Source organism: Corynebacterium sp. 11A, from assembly GCF_008930935.1.
Lineage (GTDB): Bacteria > Actinomycetota > Actinomycetes > Mycobacteriales > Mycobacteriaceae > Corynebacterium > Corynebacterium megadyptis.
Window position 1 is genome coordinate 39752 of the sequence record NZ_PQMR01000003.1, and the last position, 18042, is coordinate 57793.

An 18042-nucleotide genomic window follows, 5' to 3' on the forward strand; every position below is an offset into this window, starting at 1 on the left:
GTAGTACAGGCCCCTGGTAATTAACCAGGGGCCTGCATGCGTTCTTTTAGCCGAAGATTACGGCGGTTTTGGTGACTCGGTCGTGGATTCCGCGGCCGTCCTCATCCACCATCGCGGCGGGGAAGATCAGCAGGGTGAGAGCAGTACGGGCGGCGGCCCTCCACAGCCCCACCGTGGTCTCCTCATCAATGCGGGCCACACCAACTCCCAGCAAGGCCTGCCCAGGAGTACGGGCGAGCAACGCCACGCTGATCGTGCCCAGGATGAAGTAGCACAGATATGTCAGGGTGGCGGTACCGGTGAAGAAATCAGAGAACTGATCGATGATGATGGCGGTACCCCAACACAGGGTCCAGTCCACGAGAACACCGACGGACCGCCGCATCACCGATGCCAAAGCGCCGGGCCCCGACTCTGGGAATCCGAGCTTTTCACCAGCCCACTTGGCGGGTCGATCGGCGTTCTCGGCCGAACTAGGAATTGCGGGACCGTCAAGCCAGCTACGCCTCTTTTCTGCCATGATCCCAATGTAATCGGGGACACGATAGAAATGAAACTATTCGCGCTGCCCTTTTCCTCATCACGCTCACGGCCGCGTGGCGCCACCAGTGCCCGTGGCCGCTGGGCGAAACACCCCCCTTTTCGTTCGAGCTATAGATATTCGGGTACTATGGGGTTTCAGCGGCAGGCGCTATATCGCAATATAGCCCGCGCCGTTCTCCTCATACCTGACGGTGTTCATTAACTGGAGGGCTGCGTCGATAAGCGCGCATAACTCACACGCCATAGCGGCCCCACGGCAGCGATGTAGCACCTAGACTGGGGAGGAGATCTCACCCCAATAAAATAGCCCCAAGGAGCTAACACCCGTGGAGTTTGAAACCCCGAGCGACGTAGTCAAATTTATTCAGGACGAAAACATTGAGTTTGTAGACGTGCGCTTTACCGATGTTCCCGGCACGGAGCATCACCTCACTATCCCAGCGTCCATGCTCGACGAGGACGCAATGGAGGAGGGACTGGCGTTCGATGGCTCGTCGATTCGCGGATTCACCACGATCGACCAGTCGGACATGAATCTTCTGCCGGATCTGTCGAACGCCTATATCGATCCCTTCCGCGCTGCGAAGACCCTCAACCTTCGATTCTTCGTGCACGACCCCTTCACCCGCGAGCCCTTCACCCGCGACCCGCGCAATGTGGCCCGTAAGGCGGAGGAGTATCTAGCTTCGACCGGCATCGCCGACACCTGCTTCGTCGGCGCCGAGGCCGAGTTCTATCTCTTCGACAAGGTGCGCTACGCCTCCGATGTGCATCGCAGCTTCTACGAGGTGGACTCCGGCGAGGGCTGGTGGAACCGCGACGCTGCAACGCAGATCGACGGCAGCCCCAACCTGGGTTATAAGAACCGACACCAGGGCGGCTACTTCCCCACTGCCCCCTATGACCAGACCATGGATCTGCGTGACGCCATGGCCAAGAACCTGCTGCGCATCGGCTTCGATGTGGAGCGCTTCCACCACGAGGTGGGCAATGGTCAGCAGGAGATCAACTACCGCTTCGACACCCTGCTCCAGAGCGCCGATCTGCTGCAGAGCTTCAAGTACGTGGTGAAGAACACCGCCATCAAGTGGGGCAAGACCGCCACCTTCATGCCGAAGCCGCTGGCACACTCCGCCGGTAGCGGCATGCACGCTCACCTGTCGCTGTGGAAGGACGGCGAGCCGCTCTTCCACGACGAGTCCGGCTACGCTGGCCTCTCCGATACCGCCCGCTACTTCATCGGCGGCATCCTGGAACACGCCGGCGCTGTGCTGGCGTTCTCGAACCCGACGCTGAACTCCTACCACCGCCTGGTGAAGGGCTTCGAGGCCCCGATCAACCTCGTGTACTCGCAGCGCAACCGCTCCGCCGCTGTGCGCATCCCGATCACCGGCTCGAACCCGAAGGCCAAGCGCATCGAGTTCCGCGCCCCAGATCCTTCGGCGAACCCCTACTTCGCGTTCTCCGCGATGATGCTCGCCGGCTTGGACGGTGTGAAGAACCGCATCGAGCCGCATGCGCCCGTGGATAAGGACCTCTACGAGCTGCCGCCGGAAGAGGCCGCGTCCATCCCGACCGCGCCTACCTCCCTGGAGGAGTCCTTGGCCGCACTTGAGAAGGACGCCGACTTCCTCACCGAAGGCGACGTGTTCACCGAGGATCTCATCGACACCTACGTCAAGTACAAGTGGGACACCGAGATCACCCCGTCTCGCATGGGCCCGACCCCGCTGGAGTACGAGCTCTACTACGACTGCTAAACGCTGCGCGTAGCTCCACCGTCCGCATCATTCGTTGCGGGCGGTGTTTTTTATGCTTATCGACGCCTCCTCCCGCCACCATCACGGCCCGGACAGACGACGACCGCCTTCCCGCATAGAGCGAAAGAAGGCGGTCGACTACGGCGCTTCCGGCTTAGTCGTCGTGGTCATGCTCGGCGTGATCGTGATCGAAGAGCAGTTCCTCGATGCTGGACTGATCGGCGGTGGCGGGATCGAGGAAGGTCGGCAGCTGCCGACCTTGTCCTCGCCGAAACGGGCGTGGAAGAAGGTGGTGTCATCCTCCTTTTCCTTCTCGCCAAGCAGCAGGAAGGGGTACGGGGCGGTGTCATCCGTGGCCCTGAATACGTACCACGTGAAGTCATCATCATCGCCGACTGTAGGATCCACGGTCTCGAGGATCGTGTTCTTCAGATCAGCGCCCAGTTCTCGGAATGCTCGAGAGCGGCCTTGGCGAAGTCGGCGGCCATTTCGGGATCGTTGATATAGCTGCCGAGACTGCGGTAGGAGCCATCCCAATCCTGCAGGGCGGCCGCAGCCTCATCTGCCTTATCGGAGACCGCATCGGTGGCCTCGGTGGCCACCTCGAAGGCGGCGCTGGTGGCATCGGATACGCTATCGGAGACCTCGTCGCTGGAGCAGCCGGCTTGGTCCACTGCGCTGGCGGCACCCAGAGCGATGAGTGTCTTCGGTAGTTTCTTCATAAATAGACACCCTTCGATACTGCGACAAGGGTAAACAGCACCCAAGGCTACCGGAGATATATCGCCGCTGATCTATATATGGATAACGATCCGTTTGCGATTGCCCGCGAGCGACCGTGCACGTCGGGCGCCGGACGATACACAAATACGGGCCCTCGTCGTACCTGCGGCGGGAATGAGGTGCTCGTCCCTGCAGGCCGACCAAGGCCCGTGATGGTGTCTGTACTCAGCGGCGGCGGTTTAGGCGGCGCGGCTGAGCACTGCGGAGGTATCGCTGAGCGCCGACTGCTTACGATCCGGCTTCACGATGGCGCGGTAGCCAACGAAGATCAAGAGGCCCACCACAGCGGTGACGACGATCGCACCACCGGGGCGCAGATCGAAGGTGTAGCTGAGAGTCATGCCGAGCATGGTGTAAATGATGCCCAGCACGATCGAGAGCAAATAGGCCTGCTTGTAGCTGCGGGCCACAATGAGCGCGGTGGCCACTGGCAGCACCATGAGAGAGACCACGAGCAGCGCACCGATCACCTTGGCGGCCAATGCCACAGTGACTGCGGCGAGCGCGGTGAACACGGTGTTCACCAACTGCACCTTGGTGCCGGAGATACGAGCCAGCAAAGGATCGACCACCATATCTTGCAGGCTGCCGTAGAACACCACGCTGGCGGCGACGACGAGCACAAACACGATGGAGGTGGCCCACACATCGAATTGGGTGACGGCGGTAATCGAGCCGAAGAGATAGGACTCGAAGCTACGACCACTCGGCGCCAGGTCGGCGAGGATCACGGCCACACCAAGGCCGGCACTGAGGGTCACAGCCGTAGCCATGTCGCCGTACTGCGGGAACTTCTTACGCATAAGCTCGATGCCGAAGGCACCGATAACGGCTACCACAATGGCGCCAACGACGGGGCTGAAGCCCGCGATCAGGCCGAGGGCCACGCCGGCAAGCGAGGTGTGGGAGAGCGCATCGCCCATCATCGCGGTGCGGCGTGCCACCATCACGATGCCGATCAAGGGAATGGATATCGAGAGCAGCAGGCCCACCAGCAGGGTGCGGCGGACGAACTCGAATTCGAAGAAAAGCTCAAGCATCGATCAACTGTCCTTCCTCGATGCGTTGGATGCGATCAATGGTGACATGTCGGCGGATTTCGTCGAGATCGTGCGTAACCATGAGCACGGTGAGGCCATGCTCCTTACGCAGCTGCTCAATGAGAGTGAGAAACTCGACACGAGAGCCGGCGTCGACACCAGAGATCGGCTCATCCAGGATGAGTAGATCGGGTTGGGTAATGAGCGCACGGGAGATGAGCACCCGCTGCTGCAAACCACCGGACAGCTCTGAGAAAGGTACGTCGATGATCTTCTCCAGCCCCATGGAGCGGAGCGTTTCCTCTGCCTTGTCCCGTTGCGTCTTCCGAGCGAAGGTGAACATTCCCATCTCCCGAGTCAGGCCTTGGGCCACCAACTCGCGGGAGGTGATGGGAAAGGAGATCTTCTCGGTGGTGGTGGCCTGCGGCACATACCCGACGCGGTAGAGCTGATCCCCCTTCGCCGAGGGCGATCCGAACAACATCGAGGTGCCCTCGGTGGGCTTATAGGCGCCGATGAAGATCTTCAGGGCGGTGGACTTGCCGCAGCCGTTCTCACCGGTGAGACACACAGCCTCGCCGTTATTGAGGGTGAAGTTCACCCCTTTGAGTACGGGAAAACGGCCGAAAGAAAAGTGCAGGTCCTTAGTTTCGATAACTGCGGTGCTCACTGCTTTTCCCCCAATGATTCGTAGAGGTTTTCTAGATTCATGCGCATATATCCCGTGTAGCCTTTGTCGCCTCCGCCGTACTCCATGGAGTTCAGCGGCAGCGCCCGACCATCGACTTCTTCGGCCACCACATTCGCGGTCTTGGGATCGGTGCCGTCTTCGTAATACACAACGTCGATGTCTTGCGCACGGGCGAAGCGAATGGAATCGGTAAGCACGCGCAGGCTCGGAGCCGAGTTCGTCGTCAGCCCCTGCAGCGGATGCTGAGTGAGCTGATAGTCACGTGCGAGGTACGCGAAAGCATTGTGGGCGGTCACGAAATCGCGGCGCGGGGCGTCGAGCAGCTTCTCCTTGAACTGTGCCTCCATGGTGGTGAGTTCACGCACCAGGTTGGACTTGTTCTTCTCGATCTCTTTTTCATGAGCGGGGATCAGCTTGCCCAGTTCCACGTTGATGGCATTCGCGTAGCGCTTAGCGTTGACCACCGATAGCCACGAGTGCGGGTCGAAGCTCACGGTATCCGTTTCGGAGGAACCTCCGTCGACCACATTGCTCAGCTGTAGCTCATGGCCGTCACCGTCCACGAAGCTGTATTCCAGCAGAGACTCGGAGACGCGATCAGAGACGAACACCCACTCCCCCGACTCGGGGAATTTGAAGGTCACTTCGCCAGATTGGTGACCCATCTGAATGTCATACACCTGGCCGGGGACGACCTCGGTGGCGGCACGCTGCTCGAGCTGTGCCCCCTTATCGTCCATCACCTCGCGGCCTTTGTCGATGTAGTCCTGCTCGCTCAGGCCTTCCTCGAAGGGGAAGAAGGCACCGCGCAGCGAGCGTTCGTGGGTATGACCAAAGACCATGGTGTAGTTCTTCGACCTATCAATGGTGCCGCGCCCCATGTATTGGAACTCGCCGAGAGCGGCTGCGCCCTTGTAGTTAATGAGGTCCACGTAGTCAGAAAGCTGCAATACCGGCAGGTTGGGCAGAATGCCGCGAATTTGCGGTAACCACGGCTCCATATTGGCGCCGTTGACTACGAGCATGTCGGCCTCAGAGAGGGCCTTGATGTTTTTCGGTGTGGGCTCCCAGAGATGCGGGTCTTGGCCTTCGGGCAAGAAGCTACGTACCTCGGCGTGATCGCCGGCGATCTCGGAAACGAGGCTGTAGATGGGATAAAACGACGCGTAGATCAGCGGAGTATCGCCTGAAAGGCCTGAAGACGACTCGTCGCCCCCGCCGTTCGTTGCACTAGGCGAAGCTGCGCAACCAGCGAGAGCGACAAGCAAACTGAGGAGCAGAAGGATTCTTTTCATCACTTCAATGCGTGCCTAAACGGCACAACCTCCATCAATTTTAGTGAGCGTGCTCCAGAAGCTCTTCTTGGATCTGTGCCTGGGTAGCGCTATCTGGGTTCACGAAAGTCGGGAAGTTCTCGGAATCGAGAAGGGCATCCTTGTCATCGCCGAAACGAGCGTGGAAGTGCTCGAGGGTCTCCTCACCGTGCTTCGGCATGAGCAGGACATACTTGTTCTCGGCGTCACCCTTGGCCTCGAAAACGTACCAAGTGAAGTCTTTGCCGTTGAAGCTCTTATCCACGGACTCGAGGAACTCGTACTCGACGGGTTCCTCGGAGGGGTTCTCCAGCTCGTCCGCGGTCTTGACGAAGGTCATGGAGTCGCCATCGACAACCAGGCCCTCGTAGGGCAGACCGTAGGACTCCTGCAGCTCCTTCTTGAGCTCGTCGACGCTCTCGCCGTGCTCTTCAGCAGCCTTGGCGAAGCCTTCCTCCATCTCAGGGTCCTCAATGTAGCTGCCGAGGCTGCGGTAGGTGCCATCCCAGTCGGCGAGGGTGGCCTTGGTGGCCTCGGTGGCATCCGAGGCGGCCTCGGAGGCGGTCTCGCTAGCCTCGGAGACGGCGGAGGTAGCAGATTCGGTTGCGGACGACACAGTGTCCTTGGCCTCCTCGCTGGAGCAGCCAGCAAGCGCCAGAGAGCCGGCGGCGGCGATTGCGAGGATGGAGCGGGAAAGCTTCATGAGAGCCCTTTCCTTTTGTACACAGTTACGGTTTACATTGCGCCGCCGTCCAAAAATCCATCTTCTGGACGCGGCTCCGGACAAGATTCAATTGATTGAACCAAGCTGAGCTTAGGCTAAAACTATCTGGAGAAGAGTGTCAATAGATTACCCCCTAGTGGGGCAATACCCCAGCTATGCTCGAACTTTATACGTGAGCTAGCTCCCCTTGCCGGTGGATTCACCCGAGCTTAAGCTGTGAACGTCCACCCACCGCAGTGGCATGAAGGTTGGCTAGGCACACACTATCTATTTCAACCTTCCGAGCACTCTCGAGAGAAAGGCGTCCTCCGTGGAATCCTCCACAATAACGGTCCACAGCACTCGTGCTTATCGCGGCGAACGACCGCGGGGGCGCGGCTGGGTACACGCCGTGGCCACTGTGTTCGGGATCATTGCCGCAAGTGTCTTAGCTACCTACAGCTGGACCCTGCTCACCCCGGCACAGGCGAGCGGTGTGACCATCTACGGGATGGGCATGGTCGCCCTGTTTAGCGTGTCTGCGGCCTATCATCTTGGCCACTGGCGTCGACCGAGCACCGTGGTGTGGTGGCGTCGTGCCGATCATTCCACCATCGCTGTCTTTATCGCCGCTACCTACACCCCCATGCTGCTTTTGAGCGTCAACTCCCCCCTCGCTGAGTGGATGCTGCTCGCGGCATGGACCGGCGCCACCGCCGCGGTAGCGCTGAACATGCTGTGGATCAACCATCCCCGCTGGCTGGATGTAGCGGTCTATCTCGTCTTAGGCTGGCTAGTGGTGCCTATTCTCCCGCAACTTCTTGCCTCCATTGGGCCTACTGTGGTGTGGCTTCTTGCCGCCGGTGGCGTGATCTATTCCGCGGGGGCTGTCATCTATGGCCTCAAACGCCCAGGACGTAATGCCCGCTATATCGGCTACCACGAGTATTTTCATGCCGCCACGGTGGTGGCCGCCGCGCTGCACTATGCGGCGGTGTGGCTGGTGGTCATGAACCACGCTGCCGCACTGTGCGCTTAACGCTGTGGGCGCAGGACGAAAAATGCCATCGTCGCGGTGGCGCCCATGAGCACCACGGCGATCGAGGAGGTCACCACCACGCCGGAATCGAAGGCGGCCCGCGCCGAGGCAGCGAGCGCCTCCCCCGCCTCACCGCCGATGGACTCTGCGGTGGCAATAGCGCCGCCGAGAGTATCGCGGGCGGTAGCGGCCGCGGAGCCGGAGATGGCGTCGGGCACATCCACATTGCTGCGATAGACGGCATTTACCACCGAGCCGAGCACCGCGGTGCCAAGCACGGCCCCCACCTCATAGGCGGTTTCCGAGATCGCGGATGCCGCCCCGGACTTCTCCGGCGGCACAGCGGAGAGAATGAGGTCATTGGAAATAGTCTCCGCCACGCCTACGCCGATGCCGATCACCATGAAGGCGAGCACGAGGCCCAAGTCGGAGTGGGAGCGACCCGAGAACAGCACCATGAGATAGCCGGCCGCATTCATCAGCAGTCCGAAGGTCACCAGCAAGTGCGCGTCGATACGCATAGCGGCCCTCACTACCAGCAGTCCGGCGATGATCGTGGCGATCATTCCCGGCACGAGCAAGAGCCCGGCCACCATGGGGCTATGTCCACTGACCAGCTGGAAGTGCTGGGAGATGAAATACAGCAGCCCCACCAGCGACAGAATGGCAAAGAGGTTAGCCAGCACGGCGCCGGAAAATTGACCCAACCGGAACAGACGCATGTCGAGCATCGGATTCGCACTGCCCAGCTGCCGGCGCACAAAGAGCACACCGCAGAGCACGCCGGTGGTGGCGAAGAGAATCGGTTGCCAGCTGAAGCCGGAGGCGCCGATGTTTTTGATCGCCAGCACGATCGGCCCCATGGTGAAAAACGCGAGCACAATGGAGACAACATCCAGCGCCCCAGGATTCGGGTTACGAGATTCGGGGATCCACAGTGGCCCCAGCACGATCAACGGCACGAGCACTGGGATAGCCATCAAGAAGACGGAGCCCCAGTAGAAGTGCTCGAGCAACACGCCACCCACAACGGGGCCAATGGCGGCGCCGCCGGAGAATCCCGCGGCCCAAATCGCAATGGCGAGGCGACGCTCCGTGGGATCACTAAAGATATTACGAATCAAGGAGAGCGTGGCCGGCATGATCATCGCACCGAACAGGCCCATGCCCGCACGAGATGCCACCAACAGGGCGGCGCTCGGAGCGAGGGCGGCCACCACGGAGATCACCGCGAAGCCAGAGCAACCGATCAGCAGCATGAGGCGCCGGCCTACGCGATCGCCGATACTGCCCATGGGGATCAGCAATCCAGCCAATACCAGCGGGTAGATATCCACCAACCACAGCAGCTGGGTGCCCGTGGGCGTCAGCTGCTCGGAGATATTTGGCAGGGCGAAGCTGAGGACCGTGTTATCGATGGAGACGAGCAGCACCGGCAGCATGAGTACCGCCAGCGCCTTCCATCTATCTCTCTGTTCTGGAGTCATAGCGCTACACAATCTAACAGACCCAGACTAAACCGTCCAGCCGGTACAGTTTTGCTGGTAAAGAGCACCTTACTGCGCTAGTATGACGGCATGTCCGCACGCGAAGCTGTCCTCGACGCCTATGAAACGCTGCTCATTGAACGTGATGATCAGGCCGCCACAATCAAGGCCATCGCGCAGGCCGCCGGCTGTTCCAAGGGCGGGCTGCTCTACCACTTCCCCAGCAAACAGGCGCTCGCAGACGGTCTCATCGACAGGCTGAAGCGCCGCACCAGCGACGATATTGAGACGATGCGCACCGCCGAGGAGGGCGCGGTGAACTACTACCTGCGCACCTCCGCCGTCACCAATGATCACTTCGGCCGCACGCTCATGGCCGTCACAAAGATCGGCGCGAGCCACAGCGACACCGTGGAGAACGCGCTGTCGCTGGTACAGGAACGCTTTCTCGCCGAGCTGCGGCGCTACTGCCCCAACGAGAATGTGGCCATCGCCGTGCTGCTGCTGGGCGATGGCCTGTACTACAACGAAATCAATTCCGGATTCTGCTGCACGGCGAAGCGCGACGTGACCCCTGAGGTTCTCGCGGCTGCCGCCACGCTTATCGACGCCACCTCGCCGGATTAATCCCCGTTTAGGCGGGGGCGTTGATGTAGATATTCTCCAGCAACTGGTCCCGTAGTTCTGGCTGCACCGGCTCGCCTGATTCATCGATCACGGTGGCCACGAGGCTAATCGAACGCTCCCCGAGCGGCACCACGATCATCTTCGCCTCCTGCACGACCTGCACATCCAGCATGGTGGTGTTGTAGGTCATGTTCTTCGCAGGATAGCCGCAGACTTCGGGGGCGTCGGTGACCTGGAGGTCACCATCCTGGGAGAGCATGTTCAGGGTGTCGGTGTATTGCTGGAAGGCCTCCTCTGAGCCGACCTCGACGGTGCCGCCCACAATGCTGGCGGTGACCGAGCCGGAGCTCATGGACAGCAGAATGGAATCGGCTTCGGCCTCTGGGTGGCGCTCCCAGCCCTCGGGCAGGGGCATCGCCACGGTATAGCCGGTATCGCCGACGGTAACCTCGGCGCTCGGCCCCTCGATCGGGGCGCATGTGCCGGCGGTATCTGCGGGCACATCCGCCGCGGCGGGAGCCTCCTCGCTGGTGGAGCTAGAGGCTGCGGCAGCAGGGGACTCCGCGGCAGAATTATCGGCATCCGAGCCGCAGGCGGCGAGCGGCATGATGAGTGCGGTGGTGGCTAGGGCGGCGAGGGAGATTCTGAGGCAACGCATAGTTGAGTATCGTAGCGTGCCGAGCGGACACGGACAGGGCCAAGCCCCGCCCACGGTGGCTATGAGTGCGAATGCACACCGTGAACGGAGCTTGTATCTATTCCCTCACACACTGTCCCGTACGGAGGTTAATCCTCCTCGGGGACCTCCCAGTTATAGGAGCGTTCCACAGCACGGTTCCAATCGCTGTAGAGACGATCAACCTCTTCTTGCGGCATGGAGGGGCTCCATGTCTTCGCCTCAGAGGACTGGTCCTTCAATGCAGCCAGGTCTTCCCAGAAGCCGACCCCCAGGCCGGCAGCGTAGGCCGCGCCGGTCGCGGTGGTTTCCACGTTCTTCGGGCGCACCACCTTGGTGCCCAGAATATCGGACTGGAACTGCATGAGCAGCTCGTTCATGGTCATGCCGCCGTCGACGCGCAGGTTGGTGATCTCCACTCCGGAGTCGGCCACCATGGCGTCGGCCACCTCGCGGGTCTGGTAGGCAGTGGCCTCCAGCACGGCGCGGGCGATGTGCTTGCGGTTGGTGAAGCGGGTCAGGCCGACGATCACGCCGCGGGCATCGGAGCGCCAGCGCGGGGCGAATAGCCCCGAGAAGGCGGGCACGATGTACACGCCGCCATTGTCCTTGGCCTCGCGAGCGAGATTCTCCACTGAGGGCGAGTTGGGGATCAGCTGCAGGTTGTCTCGCAGCCACTGCACTAGGGAGCCACCCATGGATACCGAGCCCTCCAGGGCGTAGACGGGCTTTTCGCCCTCGAGCTGGTAGCAGACGGTGGTGAGCAGGCCGTTTTCGCTCAGCTGCGGCTTGGTGCCGGTGTTGAGCAACAAGAACAGGCCGGTGCCATAGGTGTTCTTGGCGTCGCCGGCGCGGAAGCAGCCCTGGCCGAACATGGCAGCCTGCTGGTCGCCCAAGATGGCCTTGATCGGCACCCCGGAGAGCGAGCCGCGGGCACGGATGGAGCGGAAGTCACCCACGGAGGGGCGGATCTCGGGAAGCATGGACATCGGAATACCCATGGCCGAGCACAGCTCCTCGTCCCACTCCAGGGTTTCCAGGTCCATGAGCAAGGTACGGGAGGCGTTTGTGACATCGGTGGCGTGCAGCGCCTCTGCCCCATCGTCACCCTCGGCGCCACCGGTCATGTTCCACAGCAGCCAAGTGTCGATGGTGCCGAAGAGCAGCTCGCCCTTCTCGGCACGCTCGCGGGCGCCCTCGACGTTGTCGAGAATCCACTTCACCTTCGGGCCGGCCGGATAGGAGTTGATGAGCAGACCCGTGCGCTTCTGCCACTTATCGGCAGTGCCCTCACCGATCAGCTTGCGGCAGATCTCAGTGGTGCGGGTGTCCTGCCACACGATGGCGTTGTAGATGGGCTCACCGGTGTTCTTGTCCCAGACAATGGTGGTCTCGCGCTGGTTGGTGATACCGACAGCCAGCACATCCTGGGCGGAAATGTCCTGGTTAGCCAGAGCGCGGCCGACGGCGCGGCGGGTGTTGTCCCAAATCTCCTTGGGGTCGTGCTCCACCCAGCCCTTCTGTGGGAAGTACTGCTTGTGCTCGTACTGGCCCACAGAGACTTGGTTGGCGTCGTGATCGAAAATGATGCAGCGAGTCGAGGTAGTACCTTGATCAATCGCGGCAACGTATTTGGTGGACATAGTGTTCTCCAATGGTGGGGGTGATGGGGGAAGGTGGATTACATGACGGTGGCCATGAGGCCAACGACGACGGCTGCAATCATCGGGGCGACAACAGGAACCCAGGCGTAGCCCCAGTTCGCATCGGCCTTGCCTTTGATGGGCAGGAGGAAGGCATAGGCGATACGAGGACCAAGGTCACGGGCCGGGTTGATGGCATAACCGGTGGGGGTACCAAGGGACATACCGATGGAGACCACCACGAAGGCCACGGCGAAGTAGGTCATCGGGCCGAGCTCGCCACCGGTGGGACCCCAAGCGATGAAGGCCAGGAGCACAAAGGTTGCCATGAACTCGGTGAATGCGTTCCAGCCATTCTTCGGATGGGCGGGGCCGGTGAAGAAGATGCCACCGGTCACACTGTTCGCATCGGTGTTCTCACCGTTGTCGTCCAGCGAGTTGGCGTCGAAAAGCTGCTTGAAGGTGAGGTAGCAGAGCACTGCTCCGAAGAGACCGCCGAGCATCTGACCGACGATGTAATATGGAACGAGCTCCCACGGGGTGGCACCATTGAGCGCAAGCATCACAGTCACGGCCGGGTTCAGGTGGCCTCCGGAGACATTGGCCACGGAGGCACCGATAAACACGGCCATACCCCAACCGAGGGCAATGAGAAGCCAGCCAGTGTTCCGGGCGCCGGAGGTGCGCAGCGTATTAACGGCGCACACTCCATTACCGAGGAGCAGGAGCAGGGCGGTGCCGAGGAATTCCCAGCCCAGCGCTTGGGTTGCTGTGATCATTAGATATCTACGCTTTCGTCGATGTTGGTTCGGGGATCACCGGCCTTGATCATGTAGTCGGTGGCAGCGGCATCGGTGAGAGCCTTTTCGGCGTTGAGCTCGGCCTCGACGCGGCCGCGGAAGCTCTCCAGCTCTGCTTCCACAGTTGCGTCATCCCAGCCAAGGTGCGGGGCGATGAAGGTGGCAACAGCCTCGGCCGCGACGGCGCCGCGGTCGTCGTACTCCATAGCCACGCGCAGGCGGCGGTTGAGCACGTCCTCCAGGTGCAGCGCACCCTCGTGGGTGACGGCGTAGAGCACCTCTGCCCAGATATAGCCCTCTGCACCCTCGATGGGCGTGAGCAGGTCCTTATCCTCGGCGGCCGGGGCCAGCACCTCTTCATAGAGGGAGCCATAGCGGCCGAGCAGGTGCTCGATGGTCGCGGCGGGCAGCCCGTGGCGAGCCGCCAGAGCGTCCACCTGGTTGGCGAGCGCATGGTAGCCATCGGCGCCCAGGATCGGGGTCTGATCGGTGATGGACTCCGGAACCTGCTTCGGGATGTCGCCGATAGCGAGATCCACGGCATCCTTACCGATCACGCGGTAGGTGGTGTACTTACCGCCGGCCACGGAAATCAGGCCTGGCAGGTCGCGGGCAACAGCGTGGTTGCGGGAGAGCTTGGTGGTGGTATCGGAGGAGCCGGCCACCAGCGGGCGCAGACCGGAGTAGACGCCCACGATATCGCCGTGGGTGATCGGGGTGCGCACCCGCTCGTTGAGCTCGCCCAAGATGTAGTCGATGTCTTCCTTGGTGGGGGCCGGGTCCGGGCGCCCCTCGGTGTACTCGGTGTCGGTGGTGCCGACGATCCAGTACTCGCCCCACGGGATCACGAAGAGCACCGACTTCTCGGTGACGAAGCAGAGTGCGGCGTCGGATTCGATCTTGTCCTTCGGCACCACAATGTGCACGCCCTTGGATGCGTGCACGGAGAACTTACCCTCCACGCCGGCCATCTTGTGGATGTCGTCATTCCACACGCCGGTGGCGTTGATGAATACGGAGCCGTGGACGCTGGTCTCACGGCCAGTGTCAGTGTCGCGCAGGGTAGCACCGACGACGCGGCCGTGCTTCTTCTCAAAACCGACCACCTGGGTGGAGGTGCGGATGGTGGCGCCGTACTCGGCGGCGGTGCGCAGCACCGTCATGGTGTGGCGGGCGTCATCGACAAGCGTGTCGTAGTAGCGGATACCACCGACAACAGCATCTTCCTTCAGCGCTGGGACTACCTTGAGGGCGCCCTTGCGGGTGTAGTGCTTCTGCATGGGGACGGTCTTGGCGCCACCCATGAGGTCATAGAGAGTGAAGCCGCCGAACATCATGACCCGCTCCCACACGCGGTTGGTCAACGGGAAGAGGAACTTCAGCGGCTTGACCTGGTGCGGAGCCAGAGTGGACATATTCAGCTCGCGCTCGCGGAGGGATTCTGCCACGAGGCGGAAGTCCAGCATCGCGAGGTAACGCAAACCGCCGTGGAACATCTTGGAGGAACGAGAGGAGGTGCCGGAGGCAAAGTCGCGGGTCTCGATCACCGCGACCTTGAGACCACGGGTGGCGGCGTCAAGGGCAGCACCTGCGCCCACCGAGCCCCCGCCGATGATGACGACGTCAAATTTCTCTGAACCGAACTTCTCCCAAGATTCTTCGTAGTACTCGGGGTTGAGTGCCTGCTTCGATGTGGAAGCCATGTGAAATTCACGACCTTTCCGGCCCGTCGACGCCTCGTGTTGCACTCACCAACAGGTGAGCTTCGGCGCATCGGTGGAGGCCAACAATGGGTTGAGGTGAGGACGCAGTGCGGGAGTTAGGAAAGTGCTAACACTCTCATCACCAAGAGCACTGAGTCCTGATGTCAAAGTCCAGAGTAACAGCGCCCACCCCACCCCAAAAGGGTGCTTTTTATTAGCAGGGCAAAGCAAGTCCCACACAAAGGGACATAAATGCAGGTCGCAGACATATATGCAGTGAGCTATACACATTTTGATGTGACCTGTAGCACACTATCCCGCTAACCTACGGCGCCGTCACTACCCCCTTTCGGGGCCTGTTTTTTGAGGATAAGGACTCCCAAAACTACGAAATAGTAACCGGCCCCTAGCTGGCGTTTTGAAGAATCCATCCCATGTCTATTCGCATAAGCTACGAAATGGTAATGAGTTATACCCCCGCGAATTTGAAAATGATCACCACACCACAGGAAACAAAGCTACCAATCGGTAAGCGGGCATATGTGTCCTTTCATTTTGCGCCCAGACACCCCCAGTTATCTCCCCCAAAACCGAACCCTTTATGTCTATTACGGCCATCACCGACCCCTCCCCCACAGGGCCGGTGGCCACGGCCTCCCCCGCCGCTAGAAGGCCGGCTTGTCCCGCTTGTGATAGCCCATGCGCGGCTGGAAGCCCTGCGGGCGGCGTCGTTGCGCAACGGCGTCGGCGATGAGCAGTCGGAAGCGCGGCGCCACAGAGGAGGGCAGCTGGGCGATGCTGAACCAGCCCACCGCGCTGGATTCGTCATCGCCCACGGCCGGCTCGCCCTCGCCCACCAGCTCGAGACGGAAGGCGATATCGATATAGGAGGCGACGTCTCCATTGGGATAGGTCACCGGCCCCACTGCCCCGCACCCGAGAAGCGCGGCCACTCGGGTATCGAGGCAGGCCTCTTCTTTGACCTCGCGTACGGCCGTGGTGGTGGGTTCTTCTCCTGCATCGGCGATACCGGTGACCGGCGTCCACATATCATTATCCGCGCGGCGGACGAGCAATACTTCGGGAGCATTGAGGAAATTGCCGGTGGTGGACTCGCGTAACACGATCGCGGTCACCCCTGGTAAGAGCAGCGGCTCGTGGCCGATTTTTTCACGAAGACTGAGAATATAGTCAGGTGTAGGCATATCACCTGACTCTACCCGCACACGCTGCACGGATAGCCGGTGCGCCCGCGCCCTCACCCGCTTCAGGGGAGACATCCGCCGCAGGAGCGGGGTTGAAGTTTTGCTCACTGCAGCAACCCCCTAAGCTGGGTGAGGTGCACTACATTTCTACTCGCGATACCTCGGCTACCCCGTATTCCTTCACCGACATTCTCCTCGGCGGCCTCGCCCCCGACGGCGGGCTCTTTTTGCCCGAAAGCTACCCGCAGCTCAGCGACGAGCAGCTCACTCAGTGGCGATCTGTGCTGAATGAGCAGGGCTATGCCGCCCTCGCTTTCGAGGTGCTACAGCTATTCGTCGATGACATTCCCGCGGAGGATCTGCGCGGTATCTGCGAGCGCGCCTACACCACCCCGAAATTCTCGGACCCGGAGATCGTTCCGGTGCGCGCCCTAGGCGATGGCCTGCTGCTCGGACGCTTGTCCATGGGCCCCACGGCCGCTTTTAAGGACATGGCCATGCAGCTGCTGGGCGAGCTCTTTGAATACGAGCTGGCCCGGCGCGAGCAGTCGCTCAATATCGTGGGCGCCACCTCCGGCGATACCGGATCCTCGGCGGAATACGCCATGCGCGGGCGCGATAATATCCGCGTGTTCATGCTCACCCCCGCAGGGCGTATGACGCCCTTCCAGCAGGCCCAAATGTTTGGCCTGCACGATGACAATATCTTCAATATCGCCCTCGATGGCGTCTTCGATGACTGCCAGGACGTGGTCAAAGACATTTCTGCGGATGCCGACTTTAAATCCACCCGGTCGATCGGTGCGGTGAACTCCATCAACTGGGCGCGGCTCATGGCGCAGGTGGTCTACTACGTTTCCTGCTGGATTCGCGCCACCTCCTCCAATGAGCAGCAGGTGTCCTTCTCCGTGCCCACCGGCAATTTCGGTGATATTTGCGCCGGCCATATCGCACGCTCGATGGGCGTTCCCATCGACAAGCTGATCGTAGCCACGAACGAAAACAATGTGTTGGAGGAGTTCTTCCGCACCGGCGATTACCGGGTGCGCAGCTCCGCCGAAACCCAAGCCACCTCCTCGCCGTCGATGGACATCTCCAAGGCCTCCAACTTCGAGCGATTCATCTTCGATCTCCTCGACCGCGACGCAGCGGCCACCGCGGAACTCTTTGGCACCCAGGTGAAGCAGGGCGGTTTCTCGCTCAGCGAGCATCCCGCCTTTGCCCGCGCCGCAGCGGAGTATGGCTTCCTCGCCGGCACGTCCACCCACGCCGATCGCCTGCGCACCATCGCCCGCGTGCACCGCGACTATGGGGTGCTCATCGATCCCCACACCGCGGATGGTGTGGCCGCCGCCGAGCAGAACCGCGAGTCCACCGACTCCCCCATCATCTGCTTGGAGACGGCGCTGCCGGTGAAATTCGCCGAGACCATCACCGAGGCCATTGGCTCTGCCCCAGAAGCACCGGAGCGCTTTGCTGGGATTGAAGATGTGGAATTCCGCGTCTTCGATATGCCCAATGATGCCCAGCGCGTCAAGGACTTCATCGACGAACGCCTCGCCTAGCGCCAAGCAGCAAATATTAGTCTTGCCTAAAGCACCCTTGTTAGTATGCAAGGGTGCTTAAGTTTATGCTGCGGGCGGTCGGTGTGATCGCCACCGGATGCGGGATCATCGGCATAGTATTGCCGCTGTTTCCCACGACGCCGTTTTTGCTCCTCGCAGCGTATTGCTTTGCCAAAAGCTCCCCGCGGATGCACGACTGGCTGCTCTCCCACCCGCAACTCGGCCCCTATATCACCAACTATCAATCAGGGGCGATGAGCAAAAAGCACAAGATTTTCACCCTCACCACGATATGGCTGGCCGTGGCCTTGGCCATCTGGCGCGTGGATCATGTGCTCGTCTACACCCTGTTCCCCTTGGGCGCGCTGGGCATGACCTGGCATATTTCGCGGCTGACCACCGCCCGCTAAAACCACCACCGGCCCACCCCTCGAGTCTGCACTGAGGTGGTGGGCCGGTGTGGC

General features: G+C 61.2%; 18 protein-coding genes. 5 read left to right on the forward strand and 13 right to left on the reverse strand.

Annotated elements, in window-relative coordinates:
- Window positions 1–46: 46 nt before the first annotated feature.
- A complete protein-coding gene (locus tag GBB18_RS03775) occupies window positions 47–520 on the reverse strand; it encodes an RDD family protein (RefSeq protein ID WP_151549219.1) in 474 nt (157 codons plus the stop codon).
- A gap of 349 nt (window positions 521–869) precedes the next feature.
- Here GBB18_RS03775 and glnA point away from each other — a divergent pair, with 349 nt between their 5' ends.
- A complete protein-coding gene (glnA, locus tag GBB18_RS03780) occupies window positions 870–2303 on the forward strand; it encodes a type I glutamate--ammonia ligase (protein WP_151549220.1) in 1434 nt (477 codons plus the stop codon).
- Window positions 2304–2441: 138 nt separating this feature from the next.
- Here the strand turns inward: glnA and GBB18_RS03785 are convergent, their stop codons facing one another.
- The 6 genes from GBB18_RS03785 to GBB18_RS03810 all read right to left on the reverse strand — a co-directional run bounded on the left by GBB18_RS03785 (window position 2442) and on the right by GBB18_RS03810 (window position 6833).
- On the reverse strand, window positions 2442–2711 hold the full coding sequence (locus GBB18_RS03785) for a hypothetical protein (protein ID WP_151640806.1): 270 nt from the start codon (window positions 2709–2711) through the stop codon (window positions 2442–2444).
- 20 nt (window positions 2712–2731) lie between these two features.
- Window positions 2732–3025 (reverse strand): hypothetical protein, encoded by a 294-nt coding sequence (locus GBB18_RS03790; protein WP_151640807.1) that lies wholly within the window; start codon window positions 3023–3025, stop codon window positions 2732–2734.
- A gap of 240 nt (window positions 3026–3265) precedes the next feature.
- The gene (locus tag GBB18_RS03795) at window positions 3266–4126 is read right to left on the reverse strand and encodes a metal ABC transporter permease (RefSeq protein WP_151549223.1); all 861 of its coding nucleotides are present in this window, start codon (window positions 4124–4126) and stop codon (window positions 3266–3268) included.
- Window positions 4119–4796, reverse strand: coding sequence for a metal ABC transporter ATP-binding protein (locus GBB18_RS03800; RefSeq protein WP_192795917.1), 678 nt, complete (start codon window positions 4794–4796; stop codon window positions 4119–4121). Before GBB18_RS03800 ends, GBB18_RS03795 begins: the two co-directional genes overlap by 8 nt.
- On the reverse strand, window positions 4793–6112 hold the full coding sequence (locus GBB18_RS03805; RefSeq protein WP_151640809.1) for a metal ABC transporter solute-binding protein, Zn/Mn family: 1320 nt from the start codon (window positions 6110–6112) through the stop codon (window positions 4793–4795). The genes GBB18_RS03800 and GBB18_RS03805 overlap by 4 nt, the downstream gene beginning before the upstream one ends.
- 40 nt (window positions 6113–6152) lie before the next feature.
- Window positions 6153–6833, reverse strand: a complete 681-nt coding sequence (locus GBB18_RS03810; RefSeq protein WP_151549226.1) for a ZinT/AdcA family metal-binding protein — start codon at window positions 6831–6833, stop codon at window positions 6153–6155.
- Between the two features lie 346 nt (window positions 6834–7179).
- Between GBB18_RS03810 and GBB18_RS03815 the strand changes: the two genes are divergently transcribed.
- The gene (locus tag GBB18_RS03815) at window positions 7180–7872 is read left to right on the forward strand and encodes a hemolysin III family protein (protein WP_151640893.1); all 693 of its coding nucleotides are present in this window, start codon (window positions 7180–7182) and stop codon (window positions 7870–7872) included.
- On the opposite strand, the gene GBB18_RS03820 is transcribed toward GBB18_RS03815, so the two are convergent.
- Window positions 7869–9359, reverse strand: coding sequence for an MFS transporter (locus tag GBB18_RS03820; RefSeq protein WP_151640810.1), 1491 nt, complete (start codon window positions 9357–9359; stop codon window positions 7869–7871). The two genes, GBB18_RS03815 and GBB18_RS03820, sit on opposite strands and share 4 nt — an antisense overlap.
- 90 nt (window positions 9360–9449) lie before the next feature.
- Here GBB18_RS03820 and GBB18_RS03825 point away from each other — a divergent pair, with 90 nt between their 5' ends.
- Window positions 9450–9986 (forward strand): TetR/AcrR family transcriptional regulator, encoded by a 537-nt coding sequence (locus GBB18_RS03825; RefSeq protein WP_151549229.1) that lies wholly within the window; start codon window positions 9450–9452, stop codon window positions 9984–9986.
- Between the two features lie 7 nt (window positions 9987–9993).
- Here the strand turns inward: GBB18_RS03825 and GBB18_RS03830 are convergent, their stop codons facing one another.
- The 5 genes from GBB18_RS03830 to GBB18_RS03850 form a co-directional block, all read right to left on the reverse strand.
- Window positions 9994–10644 (reverse strand): hypothetical protein, encoded by a 651-nt coding sequence (locus GBB18_RS03830; RefSeq protein WP_151640811.1) that lies wholly within the window; start codon window positions 10642–10644, stop codon window positions 9994–9996.
- A 128-nt stretch (window positions 10645–10772) separates the two neighbouring features.
- Complete coding sequence (gene glpK / locus GBB18_RS03835) at window positions 10773–12305, reverse strand: glycerol kinase GlpK (RefSeq protein ID WP_151640812.1); 1533 nt, start codon at window positions 12303–12305, stop codon at window positions 10773–10775.
- A gap of 38 nt (window positions 12306–12343) precedes the next feature.
- Entirely contained in the window at window positions 12344–13084 is a 741-nt protein-coding gene (locus GBB18_RS03840; RefSeq protein ID WP_151549232.1) for an MIP/aquaporin family protein, read from the reverse strand.
- Window positions 13084–14808 (reverse strand): glycerol-3-phosphate dehydrogenase/oxidase, encoded by a 1725-nt coding sequence (locus tag GBB18_RS03845; protein ID WP_151640813.1) that lies wholly within the window; start codon window positions 14806–14808, stop codon window positions 13084–13086. Before GBB18_RS03845 ends, GBB18_RS03840 begins: the two co-directional genes overlap by 1 nt.
- A gap of 665 nt (window positions 14809–15473) precedes the next feature.
- The gene (locus GBB18_RS03850) at window positions 15474–16013 is read right to left on the reverse strand and encodes an NUDIX domain-containing protein (RefSeq protein WP_151549234.1); all 540 of its coding nucleotides are present in this window, start codon (window positions 16011–16013) and stop codon (window positions 15474–15476) included.
- A gap of 134 nt (window positions 16014–16147) precedes the next feature.
- Here GBB18_RS03850 and thrC point away from each other — a divergent pair, with 134 nt between their 5' ends.
- Together thrC and GBB18_RS03860 are read left to right on the forward strand one after the other, a co-directional pair.
- A complete protein-coding gene (gene thrC, locus GBB18_RS03855; RefSeq protein WP_151640814.1) occupies window positions 16148–17578 on the forward strand; it encodes a threonine synthase in 1431 nt (476 codons plus the stop codon).
- 53 nt (window positions 17579–17631) lie between these two features.
- On the forward strand, window positions 17632–17988 hold the full coding sequence (locus GBB18_RS03860; RefSeq protein ID WP_225976647.1) for a YbaN family protein: 357 nt from the start codon (window positions 17632–17634) through the stop codon (window positions 17986–17988).
- The last annotated feature ends 54 nt before the right edge of the window (window positions 17989–18042 follow it).